This is a genomic window from Nocardia nepalensis, assembly GCF_048910785.1.
GTDB classification, from domain to species: domain Bacteria; phylum Actinomycetota; class Actinomycetes; order Mycobacteriales; family Mycobacteriaceae; genus Nocardia; species Nocardia nepalensis.
Map to the genome: position 1 here is coordinate 715,488 of NZ_JBKBET010000028.1, position 25,105 is coordinate 740,592.

A 25,105-nucleotide genomic window follows, 5' to 3' on the forward strand; every position below is an offset into this window, starting at 1 on the left:
ACCGATAACGTGTTCTATATGAGCGAACAGCAGGTCGGCAACTCGCTGCCGAGCGAGCAGCACCATGAGGGCGGGTTCCGGCCGATGTCGGAGCTGATCAACGCACAGCTGGACGAGCTCGATATATCACGCGGCGGGCCGCACTACGGCGCGTTCGTCGAGCAGGTGCGCAGCCTGATGGACCGAGCCCGGCTGGCCTGCCCGTCCGATGAGCTGGCACTGGAGACGATCGGCATCCTCAAACAGCTCAACGACAAGCTGGACGCCGCGATCGTCGACGAGTGGTCCGCGCCGACCTGGACCAGGGTCGACCTGCCGTCCCGGGGCAATCTCACGCTGCCGCCGTTCGTCGTCGACAAGGCGGGCAAGGACGGCGTCGACGCCCGCATCACCTTCCGCACCTTCCACCTGGGCGGCAATAACGCCGCCCATGGCGGACAGGTGGCGGTCGGCTTCGACGATCTGCTCGGCATGGCCGCGGCGGTGCACGCGGGCGCGGTGACCCGCACCGCATCGCTCACCGTCGACTACCGGTCCATCACCCCGCTCGATACCGAACTGAAGTTGCATGCCTGGGCCGAGCGGCAGGAGGGTCGCAAGGTTTACGTGCGGGCCACCCTGCACGACGGCGATCGGCTCTGCGCCGAGGCGAACGGCCTGTTCATCGTGCTCAAACCCGGGCAGCCGTGAGTCGGTAGTTCGCCGGGTCCGGTCGGCGCGCCATCAAGGCGCGGTGCCGGGCCGGAGTCCATGGCCACAGTTCCGGAACGCCGTCCTTGCCGAGATACCAGCTCTGACAGCCGGTCGCCCATACCGTATTCGGCATCGCCGCACGTAGTTCCGCGTAGTAGCTGCTGGTCGCCTCGACGGTCGGCTGAACCGTGTCGAATTCACCGGCGCGCCAACGCCGGATCCAGCCGAGGATGTGCTCGGCCTGAGTCTCCGCGATCAGCGTCAGCGGGTAATTGCCGACCGGACTGTGCGGGCCGATCAGCAGGAACATATTCGGAAAGCCCGGCATCGCAACGGTTTCGAAGGCGCGCGGCCCGTCCGCCCATACCTGATCCAGTGTGCGCCCGTCGGTTCCGGTGATACCCATGGGCCGCATGAACGCATGCGCGTCGAATCCCGTTGCCAGCACCAGCACATCGAGTTCGTGCAGCCGCCCGTCCGCGGTGACGATGCCGCGCGGCTCGGCATGATCTATCGCATCGGTGACGATCTCGACACCGTCGCGCTGCACGGCGCGATAGAAGTCGCCCGACACCACGAGTCGCTTGCACATCGGCTGGTAGTCCGGTGTCAGCGCGGCGCGCAGGGCCGGATCGCGCACCGAGCGCAGGTTCGCCCGGCACATCCGGCCGACCAGCGCACGCTTGAATCCGGGCTTGGTGACGGCGTCGACGAGAAATTCGAAAATATGCCGCGTCACCGCGTAGCTGAACTCGTCGAGCACCGGGAATCTGCAATGCGCGGCAATGGTGAGCCGGGAGTATCGGCGATTCCGCAGCGGCAGGATCCACTGCGGTGTGCGCTGGAACATGCTCAGGTGCGCGACATTCCCGGCGAGTGCCGTCACGATCTGCACACCGGTGGATCCGGTGCCGAGCACGCCGACGCGCTTGCCCGCCAGGTCGACATCGTGATCCCACCGCGCCGAATGGAATACCGCCCCCGCGAAATCGCCGAGACCGCTGATATCCGGCGTGCGCGGATGATGCAGGATGCCGGTCGCGCAGAGCACGAAATCGAACCGCTCCGATGCGCCATCCGCGGTCGTCACTTCCCAACGCGCACCGTCGAATTCGGCCCGGACCACCTCGGTGCCGAACCGGGTACGACTCGCCAGCCCGCAATCGTGGGCGACACGGGCGAAGTAGTCGCGGATCTCCGCGCCCGGCGAGAGGAAATGCGACCACCGCGGGTTCTTGGCGAAGCTGAACTGATAGAAGCGCGAGGGCACATCGCAGGTCAACCCCGGATAGGTATTCTCCCGCCAAGTCCCGCCGAACCGATCGGCCTTCTCGAACACGGTGAAGTCCTCGACGCCGTCGCGCCGCAGCATGGCCGCCATGCAGATGCCCGACATCCCGGCCCCGATTATGGCGACCCGCGGGTCCCGCCGTTGCGTTCCGACCATACCTAGACGCTATGACGCGACGCAGGCCGACGGAATGCATCGGCCCGACATTTTTCGCCACGGTTCCCACCGCACTGACGGACCAAGATCAGGTGGAACTGATGGCGGCGTCTTCTCGACCGATGCCGCCGTAGTTTCCACCTGATCTTGATCGCCCCTAGTTGGGGGGGAAGTGGTTGTTGCGGTAGTCGGCGAAGCGGGTGTTGACCTGGGGTGTGGTTAGGCCGAAGTCCTCCAGGGTGTAGTGATGCGCGGGGCGGGCGGCGCCGGAGGTGCTTTCCGAGTGCAGCTGGGTCATCGCGGCTTCGGCTGCGGGGGTCAGCGACAGGTCGAAATGGCGGTAGATCGACGCTACGGTGCCGATCGGGTCGGCGACGAAGTCGTCGTAGTACACATCGCAGAACTGGGCGGCGTTGTACCGCTTGCGATCGGCGAGGAATTTATCCGCTCCCCTGGCCCATAGATCCAATTGCGTCGCACCGACGACCGGACCACGGAACTTCTCCGACCACCCCGCCGAGGCCTGCTCATTGAGACTGCAGACCGAGGCGATGATCGTGCGCGGATCCCGATGCATCTGGATAACCAGCGCATCCGGGTACACCTCGAAGATCGCGTCCAGCGCGAACAGGTGGCTCGGGTTCTTCAGCACCCACCGGCGTTCGGCATCCGGCATGCCGATCAGCTGCAGGTTCCGCCGATGCCTGCGATAGGCATCGGTCCAATCCTGCTCGCGCAGCCACTCGGAGTATCCGGGCAGATAGCCCAGGCACTCGTAGGACACCGACATCGCCGATTGCCGCAGCAGCTGCCAGCACTCCTCCACCTGGTCCGCCGAAATATGGTGCACGCCCATGAATTCCGGATGTTCCACATGATGCTTTTCGAATGCGGCCTCGATCCGCTGATACACCGGATTCGACGCCCAGGTCTCGCGCGGCGGCCGCGGCTGCGGCATCTCGGTCAGCCACATCTCCAGGCCCTGATGCGCCGGATCCGCGTTGAGCAGTCGATGCACCGCCGTCGTACCCGAGCGCGGCAGCCCGGTCACGAAGATCGGGCGCTCGATCCGCACCTGCGCATGTTCCGGAAAGCGTTGCCACGCGGCCTCACTGAGCAGCCGCGCGATCAGCGCCCCGCGCAGGAACGCCCGATTGACCTTATTGCCGAAGGGCGTCAGCTCGGCGTCCTTGGCATAGGACTCGAGCAGCACTTGCAGGCCCTCGCGGTAGCCGTCGTCGCCGAAATCGCTCAATCCGACGACCTTGGTCGCCGAGGCGTGTAGATCGTCGATGGTGCCGACGTCGTCTCTGCCGATCACAGTCATCTCCTAGTGGTGGTATTCGCCGCCGTTGACATCCAGGCACGCGCCGGTGATCGCCCGCGCCAGCGGCGAGGCGAAAAAGACCACGGCGTCGGCGATCTCATCGGGTTCGGGCAACTTGCGCAGGTCGATGGTCGCGGCGGTCTCGGCGTACACCTCTTCGGGCGTTATCCCCCGCTGCTTCGCCAAATAGTTGAAGTACCACTTCAAGTTGTCGGCCCAGATATAGCCGGGCGCAACGGAATTCACCCGGATACCCTTCGGCCCGAGTTCGGTGGCCAGGCTCTGCGCCAGTGCGAGCAGACTCGCCTTGGCCATCTTGTAGGGCCCGAAGGTGCGCCGCGAATGGCGCAACACCGCCGAATTGATCATCACGACCGAGCCCTTCGACTCGGTGAGCGCGGGTACGAACAGTCGCGTCAATCGCAGTGCGGCAAGCACATTGGTCTCGAATCCAGCGCGCACGTCATCGAGGTCGACATCGGCCAGATCGGTGATCGGCGGAATCGCGAAGGCGTTGTTCACCAGAGTGTCGACCCGTCCGAACGCACTCTGCGCCGTCTCGACCAGATTCGCCACCGCGGCCTCGTCATTGATATCGGTCGGCACCGCCACCGCGCGCCTGCCGAGTTCGGTGATCTCCTTGGCCACCTCGGTCAGCCGCGATTCGGTGCGGGAGGCAAGCACCACATCCGCCCCGGCGCGCGCACTCTGCACCGCGATGGCCCGGCCCAGCCCCGGACCGACTCCGGAGACCACAACGACCTTGTCCTGCAACAACATCAGCCCAGCATCCTTTCCGCCACGGCGACCTGACGCGCCGCGATTCGAGCCCGCCATTCCTCGGGCGTGACCCGAGCCTCCTGGTAGTACGGCAGCCGCTCGGGCAATTCGGCGACCGAGACCACCTCCACCGTCGGCCCGTCCTCGGGCTTCAAATCCCGCGACAGCTGCTGCCAGCGGAACTGCAGGTACCCGCGCGCATGCCCGGTGCGCTCGATCCAGTTGGTCAGTCCGGGGTCGCGCTCGCTGATCACGAGCCGGATCATCCCGTCCGGATCCACCCGCGCCTGGTCGGCGGTGAGGCTGGTCTGGTGGTTGATGTAGTCCAGCGACAGGTACCACATGCTGCCGAGTTGGAACCCCTGGTACGGCGCGTCCGATTTCGGCACCGTCAGGATCATCGCCTGATCGTCGTCGAGTTCGTAGTGGCCCACGGAGGAGAACTGGGTGGTGAGCCCGCCCGGGGTCGAGCGCGGTTCGGTCATCGTGTTGACCGGCAGATTCAGATAGAACCACTTCGGGAACGCCAGGAAGGTATTCAGCCGCGAGACCAGCATTTTCCCCGCGATGTCATACCGCTTGGTCATCAGGTCCTTGGTCAGCGGCGGCGGGGCGTCGCCGATCGTGTCCACCCGCTGAATGCGAATCGTGCCCGCCTTCTCGGTGGCCCAGTCGCTGTATACCTCGCGCACCACGAGCATGGCCGAGTCGGATGCGAGATGGACGTAGCCGGGGCGCGCCTCGCCGGGGCCGAGACGGAGTTCGTAGGACCCGTCGGCCGCGATATCGAGGGCGCGGGCATCGAAGGCGGTCTCGCTGTCGGGTACATCCACCGGAGAGTAGTTGCCGTTGAGCACCTGGAAGCTGAGGTCACGGGTGCTGCCGCGCGTTCCGGTCACCACATACTCGGCGTCGGGGCGCAGATACGAGTGGAAGTAGAGGGTGTCCGGGTTGTCCAGACCCATCTTCGTATATGGCCCGGTGGACATGACGAAGAACGGAAAGTCCCGCTCGAAGGCCCACGCCATCTGGATGGAGGCGCGAATACTGCCCGCGAGGTAGTCGTAGCCCTCGACGAGGTCCTGTTCGGTTCGAATATGCGGTGCGCCGGTGATGATCTGCTCGGCGGCGGCGATGGCTTCCGCGAACGGCTGTGTCAGCAAGAGGCTTCTCCGACCCTTTCGAGCGACCTGCAAGCAGTCGCTACAGTATGTTCCAAATATGTACCGCTCTGGTACATTTCGATACGAGAAAGATTAGAACGTGTTCTAGGAGATGTCCATGGTTGCCCGCAGATCCGCGCCCACCGCCCGGGTGGTCCAAGTGCTGGATTTCTTCGTCGAACAGCGCGGAAAGCGCTTCGGCCTGTCCGAAATCGCCCGCGAACTCGACCTGGCCAAGCCGACCTGCCTGGGCATCCTCACCGAATTGACCGCGGGCGGCTATCTGGTGCGCGACGCGAACACCCCTACCTACGGCCTCGGACCTGCGCTTATCGCCGCAGGCCGGATCGCACAGGACAGCTTCGCGATCTCCGCCATCGCCCGCGCCGAACTCGAGAAACTCACCGCGCTCTATCGCACCACCTGCACGGCCTCCGCCATCGTCGGCGAGCAGATCATGGTGCTGGAAAGCACCGGTCCCGGCCTGGTCAAGGTGGGTGCGGCCTACCATTTCGCGCCGCCGGTCGGGCTGATGTACGTGCTGTGGGATACCGACGCCGCCTTCGACGCCTGGCTGGGCAAACCGCCGACCGTGCCGCTGCAGCAGGACGAGGCCCGGTTGCGCCAGGTCGTCGCGGAGTGTCGCGAGCGCGGCTACCTGGTCGAAAGCCTGACCGCGGCGGGTCGGCGGTTGTACGCTCTGCTGGCCGGGGTCGCCGCCCGCGACCTGCCCAATGAGGTGCGCGAACTCGTCGGCGAGCTGGTGACCAGCCTCGGGGAGCGGGTCTATCTCGGCACCGATCTGCGACCACGCAAGGAACACCCGGTCAGCCTGCTCGCGGCGCCGACTTACGGCGGCGACGGCAGGCAGAACATGGTGCTCACCATGTATGTCGGGGCCTCCATCACCGGCGCCGAGATCGACCGTCGCGGAACGGCACTCGTGGCCGCCGCAGATCGGGTGACCGCGGAATCGGGGGGTCGCAAGCCGGATTCCGGCCATTGACCAACTGCCGAAACGTGTTCTAGTTTTGTGGCGTGAGCCAGTACGCAAAGTCGACGGCGAGCACCTACGAGCTGCCTCATCTGGACGCGCTCGAGGCCGAGTCGGCACATATCTTCCGCGAAGTCGCCGCGACCTTCGAACGGCCCGTGCTGCTGTTCTCCGGCGGCAAGGATTCGGTGGTCATGCTGCACCTCGCGGCCAAGGCCTTCTGGCCGGCGCCGCTGCCGTTCCCGGTGCTGCACATAAACACCGGACACAATTTCGACGAGGTCATCGAATTCCGCGACCGCACGGTGCAACGGCTCGGCCTGCGGCTCGTGGTCGCCAGCGTGCAGGACGATATCGATGCGGGCCGGGTGAAGGAGGAGACCGGGCCGCGCGCCTCCCGAAACCGTTTGCAGACAGCCACTTTGCTGCGATCGATCCGCGAGGGCGGATACGACGCGATCTTCGGCGGCGCGCGGCGCGACGAGGAGAAGGCGCGCGCCAAGGAGCGGATATTCAGCTTCCGCGACGAATACGGGCAGTGGGATCCGCGCAATCAGCGACCGGAACTGTGGAGCCTCTACAACGGGCGGCACAGCAAGGGCGAGCACATCCGGGTGTTCCCGCTGTCGAACTGGACCGAGCTCGATATCTGGCACTACATTGCCGCCGAGGGCATCGAACTGCCGCCGCTGTATTACGCACATCGCCGACCGGTCGTGCAGCGCGACGGAATGCTGTTGGCGCACACTAGATTTCTCGAATTGCTCGATGGCGAGCAGCCGTATGACTGCACGGTGCGATTCCGCACGGTCGGCGATGCGACCTGCACCGGATGTGTCGAGTCGACCGCGACCACCCCGGAGGAGGTGGTCGCGGAGGTCGCCGCCACCCGCGTCACCGAGCGTGGTGCGACCCGCGCCGATGACCGTATTTCTGAGGCTGGCATGGAAGATCGTAAACGCGAAGGGTACTTCTGATGACGACCACCACCCTATTGCGCCTGGCCACCGCGGGCAGTGTCGACGACGGTAAATCGACGCTGATCGGCCGCCTGCTGTTCGACTCCAAGACGATCTTCACCGACCAACTCGCCGCCGTGGAGCGGACCAGCCGGGCGCGCGGTGACGACTATCCGGATCTGGCACTGCTCACCGACGGCCTGCGCGCCGAGCGCGAACAGGGCATCACCATCGACGTGGCGCATCGCTACTTCGCCACGCCCCGGCGCAAATTCATCATCGCCGACACCCCCGGCCACATCCAGTACACGCGCAATATGGTCACCGGCGCCTCCACCGCCGATCTCGCACTGATCCTGGTGGACGCGCGCAAGGGCATCGTGGAACAGACGCGCCGCCATGCCTTCCTGGCCAGTCTGCTCGGCATTCCGCACCTGGTGCTGTGCGTGAACAAGATGGATCTGGCCGGGTGGTCGCAGGACCGGTTCGAGGAGATCAAGGAGGAATTCGTCGGCTTCGCGACCAAACTCGACGTCGCCGATCTGACCTTCATTCCGATGTCGGCGCTGCACGGGGACAATATCGTGCACCGCGGCGCGAGCATGCCGTGGTACGAGGGCTCGCCCCTGCTGCACCACCTGGAGGAGGTGCACATCGCCTCGGACCGCAATCTGATCGACGCACGCTTCCCCGTGCAGTACGTAACCCGCAGGCATGCCGAGGATTTCCGTGGTTACGCGGGCACTGTATGCGGTGGCGTGTTCAAGCCGGGCGATGAAGTCGCCGTGCTGCCTTCGGGATTCACCACCACGGTCGAGGCCATCTGGGGTCCGGGCGGTACGCCGGTCGCGGAAGCGTTTCCACCGCAAGCCGTTACGATCCAGCTCGCCGACCATCTCGATGTGTCCCGCGGCGATCTCATCTGCCGCCCGGCCAACCGGCCGCACGTCGGACGCGATCTGGACGCGATGGTGTGTTGGTTCGCCGAGGATTCCGAACTCACTCCTGGCGCGACCTACGCGATCCGGCACACCACCCGCACCGCCACCGCCGAGGTCCGCACGCTGGACTACCGGCTCGACGTCAATACCCTGCACCGCGATGAGAACGCGGATTCGTTGTCGCTCAACGAGATCGGGCGCATCCAGTTGCGCACCCGGCAGCCACTGCTGTTCGATCCCTACCGGCGCAATCGCACCACGGGCAGCTTCATCCTCGTCGACGAGGCCACCAACAACACCGTCGCCGCGGGCATGATCACCGGCCCCACGCTGCCATCGTCGCGCGTCGTATGGCACGCCACCGCTGTCGGCCGCGACGAGCGCCCGACCTCCGGCCTGACGGTATGGTTGACCGGTCTATCGGGCTCCGGAAAGTCCTCTGTCGCAGTCGAACTGGAACGTCGCCTGGTTGCGGCGGGCCGCCCCGCCTTCCTGCTCGACGGCGACAATCTGCGCCATGGCCTGAATGCCGACCTCGGCTTCGGCGCCGCCGACCGCGTCGAAAATATCCGTCGCGTGGGCGAAGTGGCCCGACTATTCGCCGAAGCCGGTGTCGTGGCAGTGGTTTCGCTCATCAGTCCCTACGCCGCCGACCGCAACAGGGTCCGCGCCGTGCACGGCGCGGCTGGCATCCCGTTCGTCGAGGTCTTCGTGGACACACCCCTCGAAATCTGCGAGGCCCGCGATCCCAAGGGCATGTACGCCAAGGCGCGTGCCGGTGAAATCCGCGGCTTCACCGGCATCGACGACCCCTACGAGGCCCCCACCGGAGCCGAACTCGTCCTACGTCCCGAGGACGGCGACCCGGCGGCCATGGCGGCGGCCATCCTCGCGAAGCTGGCGGATCTGGACTGAGCAGACTGCTCAGGTATTCGCGCGCAATGCGGCACCGAACCAGGTGAACACCGGCCCCAGGCTGGGCGGGACCGGCCAGCCGTTGATGACCGCGAGCAGTTGCCAATAGCGTTCGGCGCGTGGATCGCCCGCGACGTCGAGCCGGGTCAGCAGCCAGATCCGCAGCTCGGCGTCGTCGGGGCGGGCGAAGGTCGACGCATAGGCCGCCAGCAGCTCGTCGACAATGGGTTTCGCCGCAACGGAATCCGGCGCAATGCCCGACGCGACGGCTTGACCGACGCGGTCACCGACGAGTTCGGTCAGCTCGTGGTGCAGGCCGGTGGCGTCGCCCTCGGCGCGCTGCGCGGCCTGGTATTCGGCCATGCGGCGCACCGCCGCGCGGAAGTCCGGGTCTCGGGTGAGCTCGGCGAGTTCCACCCAGGCGTGCACCTGGGCGGGTTCCGGATCGTCGGGCAGCTCCGGCATGGCCGAGCGGATCAGGTCGACGAACTCCGGGTTCGCGTCGACGCCGCCGAAGGTGTCCTCGACGAAATCGGCAATGAGACGACGCTTTTCGGCATCGGAGAGTTCGATGAGTTTGTGCATGAGTTCCATCTCCTCGGGGGTCGGACCCCGCTCGGCGATCGCTCGTAACACCGTGCGCCGCAACCGAAGTGTGCTGATCTGGAATTCCAGCGCCTCGGCATGGGCCGCCGCGACCTCGGGCACCGACCGCGTGCGTTCGAGCACCTGCCGGACGGCGGGCAGGTCGATGCCGAGTTCGCGCAGGGTGCGCACCAGTTGCAGGCGGGCGAGCGCATCGTCGTCGTAGAGCCGATAACCGGCGGGACTGTGGGTGGTCGGCGGCACGACACCCGAGTCGGCGTAGAACCGGATCGTCTTGACCGAGAGACCGGTCAGTTCGGCCATGGTGCCGATCGAGTAGAGCGTGTCGTCGTCCATGCCCCTACTCTCCGGTCTCCCCCTAGTGGAGACGCAAGCGGAATCAGTCGACGGCGGGTCGTGCGGTGCACGGACCGCGCACGAGCCCCGGTCAGGTGGCGGTGCGGATCAGGGTCAGTAGGGCGTCGGCGGTTCGGGCGCAGAAGGTGTCGGCGTCGTCCGTGCCGTGGGTGAGCCCGCGCACCAGGGTGCGGGCGACGAGGATTTCGAAAACCAGGTCGGCCGTCGCCGTCGCGTCGGCGTCCGCGGGCATGACCGAGCGGATGCGGGCCGTCAGCGCCTGGCGGGCCGGTAGGTCGGCGCGGTCGTGCAGGGCACGGTAGCGGTCCGGGTCGCGGTGGTAGGCCGAGATGAGGCCGGGAATCGCGGCGCGGGTGGAGGGTTCGGCGATGCGACCGAGGAAGACGCGGACCCATGCGATGAGGTCGGCGTGCAGATCATTGGTTTCGGCTGGTAGCCACAGGTTTTCGGAGCCGAATACGGCGTCCTCGATCAGCGCCTCCTTACCGGCCCAGCGCCGGTAGATGGGCGCGGTCCCGACATTGGCGCGCCGGGCGACGGCGGCGATCGAGGTGTCCTGATAGCCGACCTCGGCGAGCAGTTCCCTGGTCGCATCGAGGACGGCCCGATCGATCTGCGCATCGCGTGGCCGCCCGGCGGCGGACCTCGGGCTCGCGGCATCGGTGGACGTCATAGGGCGGAGCGTACCTCGCCGGAATCGGCGGAAACAATTACGTTGCGATGTACAACGTATTACATTCATGGCTACCCCGATGAAGGAGTCCGAATGCTCGTACCCGAAGACGAAATGCTGTCCCATCAACTCGCGACGACGTTCGATCACGTCGACCAGAGCGACCTGCGCTGGACCGAACGCGTGGTGATGTACGGCTTCGACAAGTCCGGCGAGATCAGCGTGATGACCGGTCTGGCCCGATTCCCCAACCGCAATGTCATGGACGCGTATGCCATGGTGACCGTCGGCGGCAAACAAGCCAAGGTGGTGCGCCTGTCGACCGAATACAACCATCGCGCGCGGACTCTCGGCGCATGGGACGTCGGCCCGTACACCTATGAGGTGACCCAACCGCTGCTCGGCACCCGAGCCACACTCGCGGACAACGAACACGGCCTGAGTCTGCGGCTGGACTTCCACGGAACGTTCCCCGCCTATGAGCAGACACCGGCCTTCCACCGTTCCCGCGGCCGGGTGCGCGAGGACGCGCGGCGGTACTACCAGAACGGCACCGTCACCGGCTGGATCGAGATCGACGGTAGGCGCATCGATATCGACCCCGATCAATGGTGGTTCGGCCGCGATCACTCGTGGGGTGTGCGGCACGGTCCCGGCGGCGGGAGCCTCGACGAGGGGCCCGGCCTGCAACCCACCGAGGTTCCCGACGGCGTGTTGTACTACATGGGCATCTTCCAATTCGACGATGAGCTGGTGCATTTCGCGCAGCGCGAGACCAGCACTGGTACGCGTTGGCAATTCGAGGGCGAGGTGCTGTATCCGATCGCGACCGGACGTGATTCGACGCCGATCATCGATGTCGAGCACGATCTGACCTTCGAACCGGACCTGCGCGTCGCCTCCGGGGGCACCTTCACCGTGCACCGCGCCGACCGCGCGTCATCGGTGCTCGAGGTGCGCCCGAGCTGCCGCTTCTGGCCCGGCTTCGCGGGTTACAACGAGTACCGCGGCTATGCGTCGGGCATGTGGCGAGGCACGTCGTTCAGCGACGGATTCACCGTCGACATCACCGATCTCGACCAGGTCCGGCCGATCAGCCTGCTCAGCGAGACGCTGTGCGAGGTGCGCTCGGGCGACAAGATCGGGCACGGACTGCTGGAGATGGTGTTCATGGGCAGCTACCCGCGCTACGGCTACACCGGCTGGTGAGGTATATGAGCGCCACGCGACTCACCCCGGACGAGCTACCCGCGCATGTGGAACCCCTTGTTCGCCAGCATATTCCGCGAGCCGAGCGGGCAACCATAACGAGCTGGAAGCGCGCCGACCAGGGCTTCGCCTCGGACACCTATCTTTTCGACGTCGAAGGTCTGAATGCCGAACCGGGCCATGCCGGTTTCGTCTTCCGCCGACCGCCCGAGGTCGCCTTGTTCCCCGACTACGACCTGCGCAGACAGTTCCTGGTGATGAAACGCCTTGCCGGAACGGATATCCCGGTCCCCACGGTGCGTTGGATCGAGACCGGCCCTGATCCACTCGGCACCCCGCACTTCGTCATGGACCGCATCGACGGTGGCCGCACGCCCAGCGATGTCCCGACCTATCACGAGTCGGGAATGTACTTCGAGGCGACACCCGAAGAGCGGGCGGCGATTTGGTGGTCCTGTGTCGACACCATGACACGGGTCCACCAACTGGATCCGGCAGCACTTCGCCTGGACTTCCTGCGCATGCCTCGATTCGGTGCCGAACCGGTCGAACAGGCGGTCAACTACCTGGATTGGGCGGTGCACTGGGCCAACCCCACCCCGTCACCGATCTTCGAGCGGTCGCTGACCTGGCTGCGCGACAATCGCTACCGACCCGAACATGTCACGCTGTGCTGGGGCGACAGCCGCCTGTCGAACATCCTCTACGGCGAGGACCTGTCCGTACTCGGTGTCCTCGACTGGGAGATCGCCTATCTCGGCGATCACGAGGCCGACCTCGCGTGGCTACTCCTGACGGACTGGCTGTGCAGCGACTTCCAGGGCCGGGCGCGCCTGCCCGGCACGCCGACCCGCGACGAAACCATCGCCGGATACGAGGCCCGCACGGGCTGGCCGGTGCGCAACCTGCGTTTCAACGAAATCCTCTGCGCGGTACTACTTTCCGTGCCCCTGCTGCGCATGTCCAGCCACCTCGGCATGGGCGATCTCTCCCAGGTCTGCGCCGCTCGCCTGGACCAACTGCTCACCGAAGGGGGCTGAACCCCCGATAATGGTCCGACTATGACGGACTCCCTGCTCCACCAGCGCTTCCCCGAACTGGTCGGCACACTGCCGTTCGCGCGACTCGGTATCGCGCCGACACCGGTCCGCCCGCTGGACCTCGGCACCAAGAGCACCGTGTGGTGCAAGGACGAGAGCGGTTACGGCTCCGGCGGCTGGGGCGGCAATAAGATCCGCAAGCTGGAGTGGCTGTTACCGGAGGCGCGGCGGCGCGGCGCCCGCACCATCTTCACCATCGGCGGCACCGGTACCAACTGGGGTCTGGCCACGGCGCTCTACGGCCGGGACTTCGGTATCGACACCGCACTGGCGCTGGTCGACCAACCAGTGGACGACCACGTCCGCGCGCAGCTGCGGCGACTGGAGAACTCCGGCGCCACCCTGCATTTCACGCACAGCAAGCTGCGCACCATCCTCGCCGCACCGTGGCTGTTGCTGCGGCACATGCACGGCCGCACACCGCCGTACCTGCTGCCCGTCGGCGGCTCCTCGCCGATCGGTGCCCTCGGCTACGTCGAGGCCGCATTGGAACTGGCCGCGCAGATAGCCGCGGGCGAGCTACCCGAACCCTCGCATTTGGTGACCGCCGTCGGATCCGGTGGCACCGCGGCGGGTTCGGCCCTCGGCCTGCGGCTGGCCGGATTGCGCACCCGCGTCGTCGGCGTCGTGGTCAACGACTCGCTCCCGCTCGACGCGCGGCACATCGTCGAGCTGGCGAATCGAGCCGAGGCGGTCCTGCGTGCACGCGGCGCGGAATTCACCTCGCCGGGTCTGCGTCCCGACGACGTGACGATTGTGCGCGACTGGCTCGGTCCGGGCTACGGCCATGAAACCCCGGCCGCCGTCGCGGCGAAGAAGCTCGCCGCGACCAATGGGCTGGAACTGGAAACCGTTTACACCGCGAAGGCCTTGGCCGGACTCCTGGATATGGATATCCGCGGCGACTTCGGCGACGGCCCGGTGCTGTTCCTCAATACCTACGGGCCGCGCTGATCCGGGTCCAGCCCCAGAATCACGGCCAGCACCGCACGCAACCGCTCCACATCGCCCCGAATGCCCGTCACGGCATCCTGATAGAGGAACGCCTCGATGAGCCGGACCAGCGCGTACGCGAAGGTCTGGGTGTCGACCCGGTTCTGGTACCCCTCCTCGATCGCGACATCGAGTATCTCGGCGACCACCCCGACCACCTTCGGCTGCACCGGACCATCGCTGGTGGTGATGATGCGGCCCGCGGTGGCCTGTTCGGTAGCGATGAAATACCGATACGCCTCGCTGCGCGTCATCCATCGCGCCACCCGGTCCAGCAGGGCGAGCACGCGCGGCGCACCCGTACCGTCGACCCGCGCGCGCGCCGCCACGACCATCCGCTCGAATTCCGACACCATGACCGCGCCGAGCAGACCGTCCCGCGAGCCGAACCAGCGGTAGATGGTCGCCCGCGATAGTCCCAGCTCCGCCGCGATCGCCTGCACGTCGACCCGCTCGGAGGCCAGGAACTGGGCGCTCGCCGCGGCCAGCACCTGGTCCTGGGAGGCGGCGGCAGGGCGGCCGACGGGTCGGGCGGCACCGGAGGTTGTGGTCATCCCAGCCCTGGGATCGATTCGCGACACATGCGTAGTAACGTACCAAATCGACCCGGACGAGCAGCAGGCCCGTCTGGGCCAGTGTTCCGCCACCGCGAGAGGATGTGCCCGTGCGCTCGACCTTGATCTCCCGCAGGGACCTGGACTTCCTGCTCTACGAATGGCTGCGGGTCGAGGAGTTGACGACGCTGCCCCGGTTCGGCGAACACTCCCGGGAAACCTTCGACGGCTTCCTGGACCTCTGCGAGGATCTGGCCACCCAGCAGTTCGCGCCGCACAATAAGCGCAACGACAGCAATGAGCCGACCTTCGACGGCGAGCGGGTCACCATCATCCCGGAGGTCAAGGCCGCCATCGAGGCCTTCAGCAAGGCGAATCTCATCGGCGCCGCGATGGACGAGGAGATCGGCGGGCTGCAGTTGCCCGCCACCCTGGAGGCGGCGGGGTTCTGCTGGTTCCAGGCGGCCAATGTCGGCACCGCGGGCTACCTCTTCCTGACCGTCGGCAATGCCAATCTCCTTGCCGCACACGGCACTGCGGAGCAGATCGACCGCTTCGTCAAGCCCATGGTCGAGGGCAGATTCACCGGGACGATGTGCCTGTCCGAGCCGCAGGCAGGTTCGTCGCTGGCCGATATCGTCACCCGCGCCGAGCCGCAGACCGACGGCACCTATCGGCTGTTCGGCTCGAAAATGTGGATCTCCGGCGGTGATCACGAGCTCACCGACAATATCGTGCACCTGGTACTGGCCAAGATTCCCGGCGGACCGGCCGGCACCAAGGGCATCTCCCTGTTCGTCGTGCCGAAATTCCTGGTGGCCGAGGACGGTTCGCTCGGCCCGCGCAACGATGTGGTGCTGGCCGGGTTGAACCACAAGATGGGGTACCGCGGCACGACCAATACGGTGCTGAATTTCGGTGAGGGCAAGCACACCCCGGACGGCGCGGCGGGTGCGGTGGGTTATCTGGTCGGCGAACCCCATCGCGGCCTGTCCTACATGTTCCACATGATGAACGAGGCGCGACTCGGCGTCGGCCTCGGCGCAACGGCCTTGGGCTACACCGGATATCTGAAATCGCTCGACTACGCCCGCGAACGCCGCCAGGGCCGCGCGGTCACCGCCAAGGATCCGTCCACACCGCAGGTGCCGATCATCGAACACACGGACGTGCGGCGAATGCTGTTGGCGCAGAAGGCTTATGTCGAGGGCGCACTCGGCCTGCTGCTCTACTGCAACCGGCTCGTCGATCTGGAACGCACCACCGAGGATCCGGCCGCGAAGCGCGACCACACCCTGCTGCTGGAAATCCTCACCGGGGTGGCCAAAAGCTGGCCCTCCCAATGGTGTCTCGAGGCCAATAACCTCGCCATCCAGGTGCACGGCGGCTACGGCTACACGCGCGAATACGATGTCGAACAGCACTACCGCGATAACCGCCTGAACCCCATCCACGAAGGCACCCACGGCATCCAAGGTCTAGATCTATTGGGCCGCAAGGTGATCCAGCACGACGGCGCCAGCCTGCGGCTACTGGCCGCACAGATCGAGCGGACCGTGCTCGCGGCTACCGAGGCGGGCGGCGAGTGGACCGAATTCGGCGGTCAACTCGACGCGGTATGGCAGCGTCTGCTCACCGTCACCGGCTGGATGTTCGGCTCCGGTGATATCGCCGCCGCGATGGCGAATTCGAGTATCTACCTGGAGGCATTCGGCCACGTGGTGGTCGCCTGGATCTGGCTCGAGCAGGCGCTGGCCGCGCACGGCAAGGCGGGCGACTTCTACGACGGCAAGCGCGCGGCGGCCCGCTACTTCTTCCGCTACGAATTGCCCAAGACCGCACCGCAATTGGATCTGCTGGAGCTGATGGACCGAACCACGCTGGATATGCGCGACGCTTGGTTCTGATCTGCTCAGTGCGCTTGATCGGACTGCATAGTGGCGAGTTCGTGCGGGTCGTGCGCACAGAACAAGCTCACCGCATCGCCGTGCTCGGCGCGCAGTGACCGCAGGTGCGCCAGGCTCTCCTTGCGCACCTGCGGCTGAGAATCGTTTATCCAGTGGTAGAGCGGCCACATCGGCGGCACCGCATGTCCGGGTGTCAGCTGATCGCGGTGGAAGTAGGTATCCCCGCAGTGCAGCAACCACCGATCCCCTTGTCGCACAGCGATTCCGGTGTGTCCACGGGTATGTCCGGGCAAGGGGATCAATAGGATGTCGTCGGTGAGCGGAATGGCCGTGAGTCCGAACCAGGATTCCCCATCGGCCCGATGCTTCACCCACCGCGGCCCGTGCGCCCACTGCGGCTGCCGATACCGCATTTTGTCGAAGAAGACCGGATGCGTGGCCGCATGCCATTCCGCTTCCAGCACATGCACTTGCGCGTCGGGAAAGTCGCCGAGCCCGCCCGCGTGGTCGAGATCGAGATGCGTCACCGCGATCCGCCGGACATCCTCGGGCCGATAGCCGAGCCGCCGTACCTGCTGCACCGCGGTCCCTTCCCAGGTCAGTCGCGCCCCCAGCAGTGTCTTCATGCCGAACCCGAGCCGCCGCGGATTCGCCACATCGGCGGTCCCGAATCCGGTGTCCACCAGCGTCAGTCCGTCGCTGCCCTCGACGAGCAGGCAGTGCCCGACAATCGATCCGAGGACCAACCCGCCGCTACCCATCAATGTCCGCCCGCCGAACGGGCACATCGTCGCGCAGTCGAGATGATGCACAGTCATCGCCGCAACCTCCCCGCCGTCATTGCCAGGTCCGCCGAGCGTACCGCCCGGCGCGGCCGCAGCCGCCGGGTTCGCGCGAACGACCCGCGCTCAGATAACCAGTGGTCGGCGCCCGGGTCGGGTCCTACGCCAGACCACCGCGAGGAATACGACGAGGCCGAGCAGCGGCAGGGTGCCGATCGTCCAGCTCAGTGGCAGCGGCGGTCCGGGCTGGTCGAGGACTGTCACATTGCCGAGGGTTCCTTCGCCATGGCCGAGCGGACCGTCCATCACGAAGGTGAAGGTGTAGGTGCCAGGGGCATCGAAGGCCTTGACGTCCAGGCCCCAGGAGTCGCGCTTGCGGGGATGGCGGACCAGCGGCGTGGCGCGGCGGCCCGGTTTGACCGCGGGTCCGGCCAACTTCAGCGTCCCGGACTTCTCGGCGATGCCGCCATCGGGCATGAAGGTGAAGTCCAGCGATTTCATCGCGCGGATGGGCCAAGTGGAGAACCCGACGGTGACGCCGTACGGACCCACCTGGACACGTTCGGTGTGCACGATATCGACCGGTGCGTAGGCGGATGCGGGGGCGATCGCGATCAGGGACAGGGTGATCACCGTCAGCACTGTGACGGCGAGTCTGCGAAGTACCGGCCCACCCGCCACCCGGCCACCACCCCTCATCGAATCGCTATGCGATGCCGTACTCATTGCGCCTGCCCCACCGCGGGCAGCATGGTGGTGAACCGGCCGCCCAGGAATCCGGCGAGCAAGCCCAGCGGAATGCCGAGCAGCGTGACCGTCACGATCTCGCCGACTGCGATGTGCGACATGGCGTGGGTGAAGGCCAGCTGGAGCGGAAACGTCACGCCGACGATCACACCGGTCACCACACCGGCCACCAATACGATCTTCCTGGCATCGAAACCGCGGGTACGGGCCAGCCAGAACAGCGCCTCGACGGCGGCGGCCGCGACGATCAGGAACATCGGCATCATGACCGGCAGATCCGGCGGCCGCCCCGTGAGACCGTCGCGCAGCGGCAGACCGATCGCCGACGCATAGGTTTCCGCAGCCCACGGCGAGAACCACCACAGCAGCGCCTGCATGACGCCGAGCGCGGCGGCGATGGCGACCGCGCCGCCCGGACGAGCCAGCAGCGCCGCGCCGAGGATGAGCAGCATCGGTCCGAACAGGACCGTGCCGAAGATGGTCGGGCTGGCGGGGAGGTTCAGGTTGTTCAGGGCGTTGGTGGGGATCGGCGCGAAGGTGATCAGGATCGGAATCGCGAGGACAAGGCCGATCCGGCCCCAGCGGTGGTCGCGGTGGGCCGCGAAGACGATGATGCTGCCGATCATGGTGAGCGAGATCGAGAGGAACAGTGCGACGTGCGACGGGGTGTTGAGGACCGCGTCGAAGCCGTAGATCGAATGCCATTCCAGGTCGAGCAGGCCGTACAACAGGAACAATGCGGCGCCCGCACCGGCGATCATATAGCCGAGCGGTGCGGTGAGGTTACTGCCGAAGACTCGGATGGGGGTGCCGCCCAACGGGGGTACCTGCCGACCGGCACGTTGGGCGGCGGTGGCGATGAGCACCATGGCCAGGCTGGCGAATCCGGATATCGCGCTGCCGGAGTACAGGAACAGGTGCGGCAGGGTGAAGAAGGTGTCCGGTCCGACTTCGTTGTGCCACTGGATATCCCAGCTGAGGCCGACCAGAGTGACCGCGGTGCCGAGTAATACGCCCCAGGAGCCGACGCGGGCCGCGGTGCTGTCATCGGAGGCGGTGATGTTCGGTCCGGCGTCGGCTGCGATCGCCTCGGGTGGTGCCGGCGTGCTCATAGCGGTCCTCATCTCTCGTGCTCCGACGGTTCTTCGGTGATCTGCGAATGTTTTCAGCCGCCGACCCAGAGCGGCACCGTGAGTTCGTCGACGCCGTCGTGCTCGTCGATCGACAGGCGAAGCTCCCACGGGCCGGTCATCATCAGTGGCACCGCGGCGGCGTGAAAGTGTCCCGGCTCGGCGGCCACCACCATGATCGGTTGTCCCGCATAGCCCATGAGCGGCTGGCTCGCTTGAATCCGCACTGCGGCATGGCCTTTCGTGGCACCGGCACGGTCGGTGACAGTGATATCGATGTCGGTGCTGCCGATTCGAAGGTTATCGATGGTGACCGTGACGAGATGGTGTGGAGTACCGGATTTCAGCACGAGTGCACCGGATGGTCTCGGCCAGACCAGCCAGGCGATCGCGGCGATCACGACGACGAGCACTGCTCCCCCGGCAAGGAGCACACGGCGATCGGTTGTCCTGATGGCGGATTCGGGTGCGCTCATCGTTGTGCTCCCGCCGCGACATCGAGGACAAGCGGGACGGTGAGCACGGTGTAGTGCCTTGCGACCTGGATCCAGAGTCGATACCGGCCCGCGAGCGGGAAGGTGTATGTGAAGGGAACGTCGGGTCCATACGCGGCGACCGTCTCGTCGGGTGCGCTCTCGCCGTTGACGGGTGGCATCAGCATGGTTCCCCGGCTCGCGGCGGGCTCGGTCATATCCATACCCGGCATATCCATGTCGGGCATGGCCTGCATCGATGTCGCGCCCATCGAGTGCGCGTGTCCCCAGATGGGCGAGTTCTGCACTGCCGCAGCGATATCCGCATCGGCCGGCAATGGCCCTGCCATGATCATGTGCCCGACCATGCCGAGCCACGGTTGCAGGTCGGCGGTGTCGCCGAATTCGGCGGTAATGGTGGTCGGCGCTCCGGCGACCGCAGTCGTCGTCCTGATGGTGACCGGATTTCCATCGATGACGATCGACGCGCTCTTGTCACCGGAACCGAGATGCACCGGTGCGCTGGCGGATTGCGGTGCCGCATCACCGGGCAGGACCGTGAAACCGCCTGCCGCGCGGACCATCTGAACGCCACCACCGCGCCGCGCCAACTCCGCGGACAGCGCGTATCGCCCGGCCTCCGGTGCGGCCAGGTGGACCTGATAGCGACCAGGTCCGATCCGGATCGGATGCAGATGCGACAGCTGCCCGGTCGGCCCGACCAGCAGCAAATGCATCAGCGCACTGTCGTGGACGAGCAGATCATCGACCGGTGCACCGGTGGCCGCATCGATCAGCGCCAAGTCGAGATCGGCTGGCCGCCCGGCATTTACGGGTCCACCCGCGACAGTGAGCAGGACCGGCGGCCGCGAGAAGTCCGATATCAATGGCTGATTCAGGGCATAGGGATCGGTGACATTGTCCACCGTGGGATCGAGTTGACCGCCAGGTTGTGGAGGCAGTGGCAGCGACGACGAGAGCAATGCGGCGGTCACCGAAACCGCGATCCCTGCCACCATCCCGGCGGCCGGGAGCAGTGCCCACCCGCTGCGCCGAGCGCGAATCGCGATCACCAGGGCGACGGGCAGCAGTACGCCCGCCATCAGAAATCCGGCATAGACCAGGCGCTCGGGCGGGGAGGTCACCTGCGCGGGCACGATGAACGGAATCCGCGCCACCCGCGCACCGTCGCCGACGGCCAACTCCCACGGCCCGGCCCGATCCATGGGCACGGTGGCCGAATACATTCCGGATGTATCGCCGAGTTCGACAACCGCCTGCGCGGTGGGCGCACCCGGAGCGGGCACTGACGAGCCCGTCGTCACACCCGTCGGAGTCGCCGCGAGGGTGAGCCGCCCGGCGGCGGTGCCGGCATGGGTGACCACATCCACCCGCAACGGCCCCGGCACACTGGTCACCCGGCGCAATACGATCGTGAGCTCCCGATCACCGAGGGACTGGGCCACCGAAACATCAGCGCCCGAGGCAGCCGAATCCGCGCACGCCGACCCCATCCCGACCGACACCAACAACGCACACACCCCCGCCACCAGCAAAGCGCGACAGCGAACAACACCGGCGACAACAGCCACGCCCGCCATGATAGGGACGCGCCCCCACGAGAACATCACCCCCAGCGGGGATTTCGCCTCCCCCGCGGGAGTGATGCCGCACTGGGCGACCATCCGGATTGTCCCCGAGCTCGCCGCGGTGCTGTCGGCGAATGGACCGCCAACGAGAAGCGGGCGGGGTTGCGTGGTATCGACGCGATCGTGGCCGGACTGCGTCCGGAGCCCGCCCTCCCGGCACAGGCGAGCGCGGAGATCGAGGCGTGGTTGCGTATCCCCTGGCCGACCGGTCATTCGAATCTGCGTGATCGAAACTCGCTGGCCGTGAACAGGGTGGCGCAATTGCCGCTCCGGGCGCCATCTGCCCAGGTCAGGGCCGGTCGTGGGCGGCGGAATAACATCCCCTGATTTGCGCGGCCCGCCGGACGGGTTTCGCGAGCCCGCGCGCCAACTATCGTCGCTGTCCATGCAGGTCAGCGAGAGAAAGGTGGCGGAGGTGGGAGCCGAGGCGACGCCCGTGCGACGGTTGCGGGCCGACCAGGCGCGCCGGATAGCCGACGTGCTGCGTCATCAGATCCATGCGGGGGCGTTCGATGAAATGCTGCCGAGTGAACAGCAGCTCGTCGCGGAATACGACGCGTCCCGCAACACCGTGCGGGACGCGCTCGCGCTGCTCAAGGACGAAGGGTTGATCGATCGGGTGCCGAAGGTGGGCACCCGCGTCGCGCGACGCAAATACGATCACGGGCTGGACGCGCTGCTCGGGCTGCAGGAGACGCTGAAGGGCCACGGCACGGTGCGCAACGAGGTGCGCGCGGCGATGCATATCACCGCGCCGCCCGCCGTCGCGCGCAAGCTGGGGCTGAATCCCGGTGAGCGCGTGGTGTATATCGAGCGACTGCGTTATCTCGCGGATCTACCGCTGAGCCTGGATCTGACCTATCTCGCCCCCGATATCGGCACCGAGGTCCTCGGTCACGATCTCGAGACCAACGACATCTTCGTGCTCATCGAACAGATCAGCGGCGGGCCGCTGGGCTCGGCCGACCTTGCGCTGGAAGCGATTACCGCGGACGCGCACACCGCCGCCACCCTGGAGGCACCCGAGGGTGCGGCGCTGCTGATGCTCGAACGGCTGACCCGTCTCGACGACGGCCGACCGGTGGATCTGGAGTACATCCGGATGCGCGGGGATCGAATCACCATGCGCGGCAGTCTGATCCGCAGCACATCCGAATGGAAGGTCATCTGATGGCACTGGCGAACCAACGCACCGACATCCCGGTGACCATCGATGAATCCCGCTGCATTCAGGGCTGCACACTGTGCGTGGAGATCTGCCCGCTCGACTCGCTGGCCATCAACCCGGACAACGGCAAGGCCTTCATGCACGTGGACGAGTGCTGGTACTGCGGCCCGTGCGCGGCCCGGTGTCCCACCGGCGCCGTCACCGTCAATATGCCCTATCTGCTGCGCTGAACGATCCGGAAGTCCCATGAAGAAACGCCTCGCGCCCCTGCTCCTCGCCCTCGCAATCGCCGCGGCGGGCTGCTCCCTACAGAGTTCGGACAACACCCCCGCCGGAACCGTCAAGGTCGTCATCGGCTACCAGTCCAAGACCATCAATACCGTCACCGCGGGCACCCTGCTGAAGGCCCAGGGCTATCTGGAGCAGCGGCTGCAGAAGATCACCGACAGCGGCGGCGCCAAGTATCAGGTGGAGTGGCAGGACTACGACACCGGCGCGCCGATCACCGCGCAGATGCTCGCCGAGAAGATCGATATCGGGTCGATGGGCGATTATCCGTTGCTGATCAACGGATCTCGCACCCAGTCCAATGAGCGAGCGAAGACCGCGCTGGTATCGGTGACCGGATACAACCCGAAGGGTGCGCTCAATATGGTTGTGGTGCCGCAGGATTCGACGGCAACCGCGATCGGCGAACTAGCCGGACAGAAGATTTCGGCCAGTGTCGGCTCGGCCGGGCACGGGACCTTGGTTCAGGCGCTCTCACGTGCGGGCGTCGATCCGGCCAAGGGCGTCGAGGTGCTCAACCAGCAGCCGCAGATCGGGGCAACCGCACTGGAATCACATCAGGTCGGCGCGCTCGCGCAATTCGTGGCCTGGCCCGGGCTGCTGGTCTTCCAGAACAAGGCGAAATTGCTCTACGACGGCGCGGAACTGGGTGTGCCCACCTTCCACGGCGTGGTCGCGCGGCGCTCCTACACCGCTGATCATCCCGAGGTGCTGCAGGCCTTCCTCGCCGCCCAGCTCGATGCTACGAAGTTCTCGAGCGACAAGCCTTTCGAGGCAGCCAAAATCGTCGCCGACGGTTCCGGATTGCCACAGGAGGTCGTTTACCTCTACAACGGGCCCGGCGGAACATCTTTCGACACCACGCTCAAGCCCGGACTGATCGCTGCGTTCAAAGCCGATGTGCAGTACCTGAAGTCGATCGGCGACTTCGCCGAACTCGATATCGATAAGTTCGTCGATCCCGCCCCGCTGCGCAAGTCCTTCGCCGACAACGGAATAGGCGACTACGACCAGGCGGTGGCGACCACTGCCAACCCGAGCCGCGTCACCGGTACCGACCCGATCTGCGCGCGTCCGGTGAGCAACACCGCCCAGGCCGGTGAGCTGTGGATCGATGGCACACAACAACCGCAGCCCGCCGCGGATCCGACCTGCTTGCTGCGCGCGGTCCAGGCAGCCAAGGCACAGGGCAAGGTGATCCGCGCCGCCTATGTGCCCGATGCCGAACTCGGCACGCGCTGGTTCGCCGATAAGGCGGTGTGGTTGCGCGATGGCGACAGCTTCCTGCCGTTCACGACACCCGCTGCCGCGCAACGGTATCGGCAAACGCATCCGGCCGCGGTGGCGATCTCCTACGACCAGGCTGTCACGGAAGTCCGATCATGACAGCGGCGCTGGTCGGCCCCGCCGCGGCCGACGACGCGGAAACCGCCGAGGCCCGTGGGACTTCCGCGTGGCGCACTCGGGTGCTCCAGGTGACGTCGGTGGCGGCCGCGGTCGGACTGTGGCAGCTGCTCACCGCCAACAATGTGCGGTGGTGGCTGCGTTTCGACACGCTGCCGACGGTCACCGAGATCATCCGCGAATTCGGCAAGCAGCTGCAATCGGACCAGTTCTATGTCGATGTCGCGCAATCGCTGATCCGGATTCTCACCGGATTCGGCCTCGCGGCCGTGGTCGGCGTGGTCGCGGGCATCGCCCTCGGCCGCTCCGGGCTCTTCGCCGCCGTGTTCGGGCCACTCACCGAATTGGCGCGGCCGATCCCGGCCATCGCGCTGGTGCCGGTGGCGATCCTGATGTTCCCGAGCGACGAATCCGGAATCGTCTTCATCACGTTCATGGCATCGGTGTTCCCGGTGCTGGTCAGCACCCGACACGCGGTGCGGGCGCTGCCGACCATCTGGGAGGACGCACTGCGCACACTGGGCGCATCCCGCACCGATGTCCTGGTGCGGGTGGCGTTTCCGGGCATTCTGCCCGGCGTCTTCAGCGGTCTGTCGGTGGGCATGGGCGTGGCGTGGATCTGCCTGATCTCGGCGGAGATGATCTCCGGGCGGCTCGGCATCGGCTACCGGACCTGGCAGGCCTACACCATCGTCGATTATCCGGCGGTGTTCGTCGGCATGATCACCATCGGCGTCCTAGGCTTCGGCACCTCCGGAATCGTGGAACTGGCCGGACGCCGGATCACCCGCTGGCTGCCGAGGGAGGTCACCGAATGACCACGACAACCACCCCCACGACCGCGAC

At 66.3% G+C, this 25,105-nt stretch carries 24 protein-coding genes; 12 read left to right on the top strand and 12 right to left on the bottom strand.

Annotation, left to right across the window (positions count from 1 at the left end; genetic code table 11):
• Positions 1–18: 18 nt before the first annotated feature.
• Entirely contained in the window at positions 19–690 is a 672-nt protein-coding gene (locus tag ACHQ4I_RS24085) for a PaaI family thioesterase (RefSeq protein WP_420774063.1), read from the top strand.
• Here the strand turns inward: ACHQ4I_RS24085 and ACHQ4I_RS24090 are convergent.
• The 4 genes from ACHQ4I_RS24090 to ACHQ4I_RS24105 form a co-directional block, all read right to left on the bottom strand.
• The gene (locus tag ACHQ4I_RS24090; protein WP_420774064.1) at positions 671–2,140 is read right to left on the bottom strand and encodes a flavin-containing monooxygenase; all 1,470 of its coding nucleotides are present in this window, start codon (positions 2,138–2,140) and stop codon (positions 671–673) included. The two genes, ACHQ4I_RS24085 and ACHQ4I_RS24090, sit on opposite strands and share 20 nt — an antisense overlap.
• Before the next feature lie 157 nt (positions 2,141–2,297).
• Positions 2,298–3,461 carry a sulfotransferase family protein gene (locus tag ACHQ4I_RS24095; protein WP_420774065.1) on the bottom strand — a complete coding sequence of 388 codons (1,164 nt, stop codon included), beginning with the start codon at positions 3,459–3,461 and terminating at the stop codon, positions 2,298–2,300.
• A 9-nt stretch (positions 3,462–3,470) separates the two neighbouring features.
• A complete protein-coding gene (locus tag ACHQ4I_RS24100) occupies positions 3,471–4,247 on the bottom strand; it encodes an SDR family oxidoreductase (RefSeq protein ID WP_420774066.1) in 777 nt (258 codons plus the stop codon).
• Positions 4,247–5,410 carry a hypothetical protein gene (locus ACHQ4I_RS24105; protein ID WP_420774067.1) on the bottom strand — a complete coding sequence of 388 codons (1,164 nt, stop codon included), beginning with the start codon at positions 5,408–5,410 and terminating at the stop codon, positions 4,247–4,249. Before ACHQ4I_RS24105 ends, ACHQ4I_RS24100 begins: the two co-directional genes overlap by 1 nt.
• Positions 5,411–5,528: 118 nt before the next feature.
• On the opposite strand from ACHQ4I_RS24105, the gene ACHQ4I_RS24110 reads away from it, so the two are divergent.
• The 3 genes from ACHQ4I_RS24110 to cysC are packed head-to-tail and all read left to right on the top strand — an operon-like array spanning position 5,529 to position 9,219.
• Entirely contained in the window at positions 5,529–6,416 is an 888-nt protein-coding gene (locus ACHQ4I_RS24110; RefSeq protein WP_420774068.1) for a helix-turn-helix domain-containing protein, read from the top strand.
• 32 nt (positions 6,417–6,448) lie between these two features.
• Positions 6,449–7,381, top strand: coding sequence for a sulfate adenylyltransferase subunit CysD (gene cysD / locus ACHQ4I_RS24115; RefSeq protein ID WP_420774069.1), 933 nt, complete (start codon positions 6,449–6,451; stop codon positions 7,379–7,381).
• Positions 7,381–9,219 carry an adenylyl-sulfate kinase gene (gene cysC, locus ACHQ4I_RS24120; protein WP_420774070.1) on the top strand — a complete coding sequence of 613 codons (1,839 nt, stop codon included), beginning with the start codon at positions 7,381–7,383 and terminating at the stop codon, positions 9,217–9,219. The genes cysD and cysC overlap by 1 nt, the downstream gene beginning before the upstream one ends.
• Before the next feature lie 9 nt (positions 9,220–9,228).
• Here the strand turns inward: cysC and ACHQ4I_RS24125 are convergent, their stop codons facing one another.
• Positions 9,229–10,161: a MerR family transcriptional regulator gene (locus ACHQ4I_RS24125; RefSeq protein WP_420774071.1), complete on the bottom strand. Its 933-nt coding sequence runs from the start codon at positions 10,159–10,161 to the stop codon at positions 9,229–9,231.
• Between the two features lie 91 nt (positions 10,162–10,252).
• On the bottom strand, positions 10,253–10,855 hold the full coding sequence (locus ACHQ4I_RS24130) for a TetR/AcrR family transcriptional regulator (RefSeq protein ID WP_420774072.1): 603 nt from the start codon (positions 10,853–10,855) through the stop codon (positions 10,253–10,255).
• A gap of 93 nt (positions 10,856–10,948) precedes the next feature.
• Here ACHQ4I_RS24130 and ACHQ4I_RS24135 point away from each other — a divergent pair, with 93 nt between their 5' ends.
• Genes ACHQ4I_RS24135 through ACHQ4I_RS24145 form a run of 3 tightly spaced genes read left to right on the top strand, consistent with a single transcriptional unit; the run spans position 10,949 to position 14,118 of the window.
• Positions 10,949–12,064, top strand: coding sequence for an Rv3169 family protein (locus tag ACHQ4I_RS24135; RefSeq protein WP_420774073.1), 1,116 nt, complete (start codon positions 10,949–10,951; stop codon positions 12,062–12,064).
• A 5-nt stretch (positions 12,065–12,069) separates the two neighbouring features.
• On the top strand, positions 12,070–13,104 hold the full coding sequence (locus tag ACHQ4I_RS24140; protein ID WP_420774074.1) for a phosphotransferase family protein: 1,035 nt from the start codon (positions 12,070–12,072) through the stop codon (positions 13,102–13,104).
• 21 nt (positions 13,105–13,125) lie between these two features.
• The gene (locus tag ACHQ4I_RS24145) at positions 13,126–14,118 is read left to right on the top strand and encodes a 1-aminocyclopropane-1-carboxylate deaminase/D-cysteine desulfhydrase (protein ID WP_420774075.1); all 993 of its coding nucleotides are present in this window, start codon (positions 13,126–13,128) and stop codon (positions 14,116–14,118) included.
• On the opposite strand, the gene ACHQ4I_RS24150 is transcribed toward ACHQ4I_RS24145, so the two are convergent.
• Positions 14,103–14,711 carry a TetR/AcrR family transcriptional regulator gene (locus tag ACHQ4I_RS24150; RefSeq protein WP_420774076.1) on the bottom strand — a complete coding sequence of 203 codons (609 nt, stop codon included), beginning with the start codon at positions 14,709–14,711 and terminating at the stop codon, positions 14,103–14,105. The genes ACHQ4I_RS24145 and ACHQ4I_RS24150 overlap by 16 nt on opposite strands.
• A gap of 110 nt (positions 14,712–14,821) precedes the next feature.
• On the opposite strand from ACHQ4I_RS24150, the gene ACHQ4I_RS24155 reads away from it, so the two are divergent.
• Entirely contained in the window at positions 14,822–16,618 is a 1,797-nt protein-coding gene (locus ACHQ4I_RS24155) for an acyl-CoA dehydrogenase (protein WP_420774077.1), read from the top strand.
• Positions 16,619–16,623: 5 nt separating this feature from the next.
• On the opposite strand, the gene ACHQ4I_RS24160 is transcribed toward ACHQ4I_RS24155, so the two are convergent.
• The 5 genes from ACHQ4I_RS24160 to ACHQ4I_RS24180 all read right to left on the bottom strand — a co-directional run bounded on the left by ACHQ4I_RS24160 (position 16,624) and on the right by ACHQ4I_RS24180 (position 21,342).
• Positions 16,624–17,436 carry an MBL fold metallo-hydrolase gene (locus ACHQ4I_RS24160; RefSeq protein ID WP_420774078.1) on the bottom strand — a complete coding sequence of 271 codons (813 nt, stop codon included), beginning with the start codon at positions 17,434–17,436 and terminating at the stop codon, positions 16,624–16,626.
• A 90-nt stretch (positions 17,437–17,526) separates the two neighbouring features.
• A complete protein-coding gene (locus ACHQ4I_RS24165) occupies positions 17,527–18,099 on the bottom strand; it encodes a hypothetical protein (RefSeq protein ID WP_420774195.1) in 573 nt (190 codons plus the stop codon).
• 23 nt (positions 18,100–18,122) lie between these two features.
• Positions 18,123–19,259: a hypothetical protein gene (locus ACHQ4I_RS24170; RefSeq protein WP_420774079.1), complete on the bottom strand. Its 1,137-nt coding sequence runs from the start codon at positions 19,257–19,259 to the stop codon at positions 18,123–18,125.
• Positions 19,260–19,312: 53 nt separating this feature from the next.
• Positions 19,313–19,753 (bottom strand): FixH family protein, encoded by a 441-nt coding sequence (locus ACHQ4I_RS24175; RefSeq protein ID WP_420774080.1) that lies wholly within the window; start codon positions 19,751–19,753, stop codon positions 19,313–19,315.
• Positions 19,750–21,342: a hypothetical protein gene (locus ACHQ4I_RS24180; protein ID WP_420774081.1), complete on the bottom strand. Its 1,593-nt coding sequence runs from the start codon at positions 21,340–21,342 to the stop codon at positions 19,750–19,752. The genes ACHQ4I_RS24175 and ACHQ4I_RS24180 overlap by 4 nt, the downstream gene beginning before the upstream one ends.
• A gap of 442 nt (positions 21,343–21,784) precedes the next feature.
• Here ACHQ4I_RS24180 and ACHQ4I_RS24185 point away from each other — a divergent pair, with 442 nt between their 5' ends.
• The 4 genes from ACHQ4I_RS24185 to ACHQ4I_RS24200 are packed head-to-tail and all read left to right on the top strand — an operon-like array spanning position 21,785 to position 25,077.
• Positions 21,785–22,570, top strand: coding sequence for a GntR family transcriptional regulator (locus ACHQ4I_RS24185; RefSeq protein ID WP_420774082.1), 786 nt, complete (start codon positions 21,785–21,787; stop codon positions 22,568–22,570).
• Positions 22,570–22,797: a 4Fe-4S dicluster domain-containing protein gene (locus ACHQ4I_RS24190; protein ID WP_420774083.1), complete on the top strand. Its 228-nt coding sequence runs from the start codon at positions 22,570–22,572 to the stop codon at positions 22,795–22,797. The genes ACHQ4I_RS24185 and ACHQ4I_RS24190 overlap by 1 nt, the downstream gene beginning before the upstream one ends.
• Positions 22,798–22,813: 16 nt before the next feature.
• The gene (locus tag ACHQ4I_RS24195) at positions 22,814–24,241 is read left to right on the top strand and encodes an ABC transporter substrate-binding protein (protein ID WP_420774084.1); all 1,428 of its coding nucleotides are present in this window, start codon (positions 22,814–22,816) and stop codon (positions 24,239–24,241) included.
• On the top strand, positions 24,238–25,077 hold the full coding sequence (locus ACHQ4I_RS24200; RefSeq protein WP_420774085.1) for an ABC transporter permease: 840 nt from the start codon (positions 24,238–24,240) through the stop codon (positions 25,075–25,077). The genes ACHQ4I_RS24195 and ACHQ4I_RS24200 overlap by 4 nt, the downstream gene beginning before the upstream one ends.
• Positions 25,078–25,105: the final 28 nt, after the last annotated feature.

What these genes read in the sequence shown, in the direction of transcription:
- ACHQ4I_RS24085 (WP_420774063.1), top strand. Translation starts at nt 19, where the DNA reads ATGAGCGAACAGCAGGTCGGCAACTCGCTGCCGAGCGAGCAGCACCAT.
- ACHQ4I_RS24090 (WP_420774064.1), bottom strand. Translation starts at nt 2,140, where the DNA reads ATGGTCGGAACGCAACGGCGGGACCCGCGGGTCGCCATAATCGGGGCC.
- ACHQ4I_RS24100 (WP_420774066.1), bottom strand. Translation starts at nt 4,247, where the DNA reads ATGTTGTTGCAGGACAAGGTCGTTGTGGTCTCCGGAGTCGGTCCGGGG.
- ACHQ4I_RS24110 (WP_420774068.1), top strand. Translation starts at nt 5,529, where the DNA reads ATGGTTGCCCGCAGATCCGCGCCCACCGCCCGGGTGGTCCAAGTGCTG.
- cysC (WP_420774070.1), top strand. Translation starts at nt 7,381, where the DNA reads ATGACGACCACCACCCTATTGCGCCTGGCCACCGCGGGCAGTGTCGAC.
- ACHQ4I_RS24125 (WP_420774071.1), bottom strand. Translation starts at nt 10,161, where the DNA reads ATGGACGACGACACGCTCTACTCGATCGGCACCATGGCCGAACTGACC.
- ACHQ4I_RS24130 (WP_420774072.1), bottom strand. Translation starts at nt 10,855, where the DNA reads ATGACGTCCACCGATGCCGCGAGCCCGAGGTCCGCCGCCGGGCGGCCA.
- ACHQ4I_RS24135 (WP_420774073.1), top strand. Translation starts at nt 10,949, where the DNA reads ATGCTCGTACCCGAAGACGAAATGCTGTCCCATCAACTCGCGACGACG.
- ACHQ4I_RS24140 (WP_420774074.1), top strand. Translation starts at nt 12,070, where the DNA reads ATGAGCGCCACGCGACTCACCCCGGACGAGCTACCCGCGCATGTGGAA.
- ACHQ4I_RS24145 (WP_420774075.1), top strand. Translation starts at nt 13,126, where the DNA reads ATGACGGACTCCCTGCTCCACCAGCGCTTCCCCGAACTGGTCGGCACA.
- ACHQ4I_RS24150 (WP_420774076.1), bottom strand. Translation starts at nt 14,711, where the DNA reads ATGACCACAACCTCCGGTGCCGCCCGACCCGTCGGCCGCCCTGCCGCC.
- ACHQ4I_RS24160 (WP_420774078.1), bottom strand. Translation starts at nt 17,436, where the DNA reads ATGACTGTGCATCATCTCGACTGCGCGACGATGTGCCCGTTCGGCGGG.
- ACHQ4I_RS24165 (WP_420774195.1), bottom strand. Translation starts at nt 18,099, where the DNA reads ATGAGGGGTGGTGGCCGGGTGGCGGGTGGGCCGGTACTTCGCAGACTC.
- ACHQ4I_RS24170 (WP_420774079.1), bottom strand. Translation starts at nt 19,259, where the DNA reads ATGAGCACGCCGGCACCACCCGAGGCGATCGCAGCCGACGCCGGACCG.
- ACHQ4I_RS24175 (WP_420774080.1), bottom strand. Translation starts at nt 19,753, where the DNA reads ATGAGCGCACCCGAATCCGCCATCAGGACAACCGATCGCCGTGTGCTC.
- ACHQ4I_RS24185 (WP_420774082.1), top strand. Translation starts at nt 21,785, where the DNA reads ATGCAGGTCAGCGAGAGAAAGGTGGCGGAGGTGGGAGCCGAGGCGACG.
- ACHQ4I_RS24190 (WP_420774083.1), top strand. Translation starts at nt 22,570, where the DNA reads ATGGCACTGGCGAACCAACGCACCGACATCCCGGTGACCATCGATGAA.
- ACHQ4I_RS24195 (WP_420774084.1), top strand. Translation starts at nt 22,814, where the DNA reads ATGAAGAAACGCCTCGCGCCCCTGCTCCTCGCCCTCGCAATCGCCGCG.
- ACHQ4I_RS24200 (WP_420774085.1), top strand. Translation starts at nt 24,238, where the DNA reads ATGACAGCGGCGCTGGTCGGCCCCGCCGCGGCCGACGACGCGGAAACC.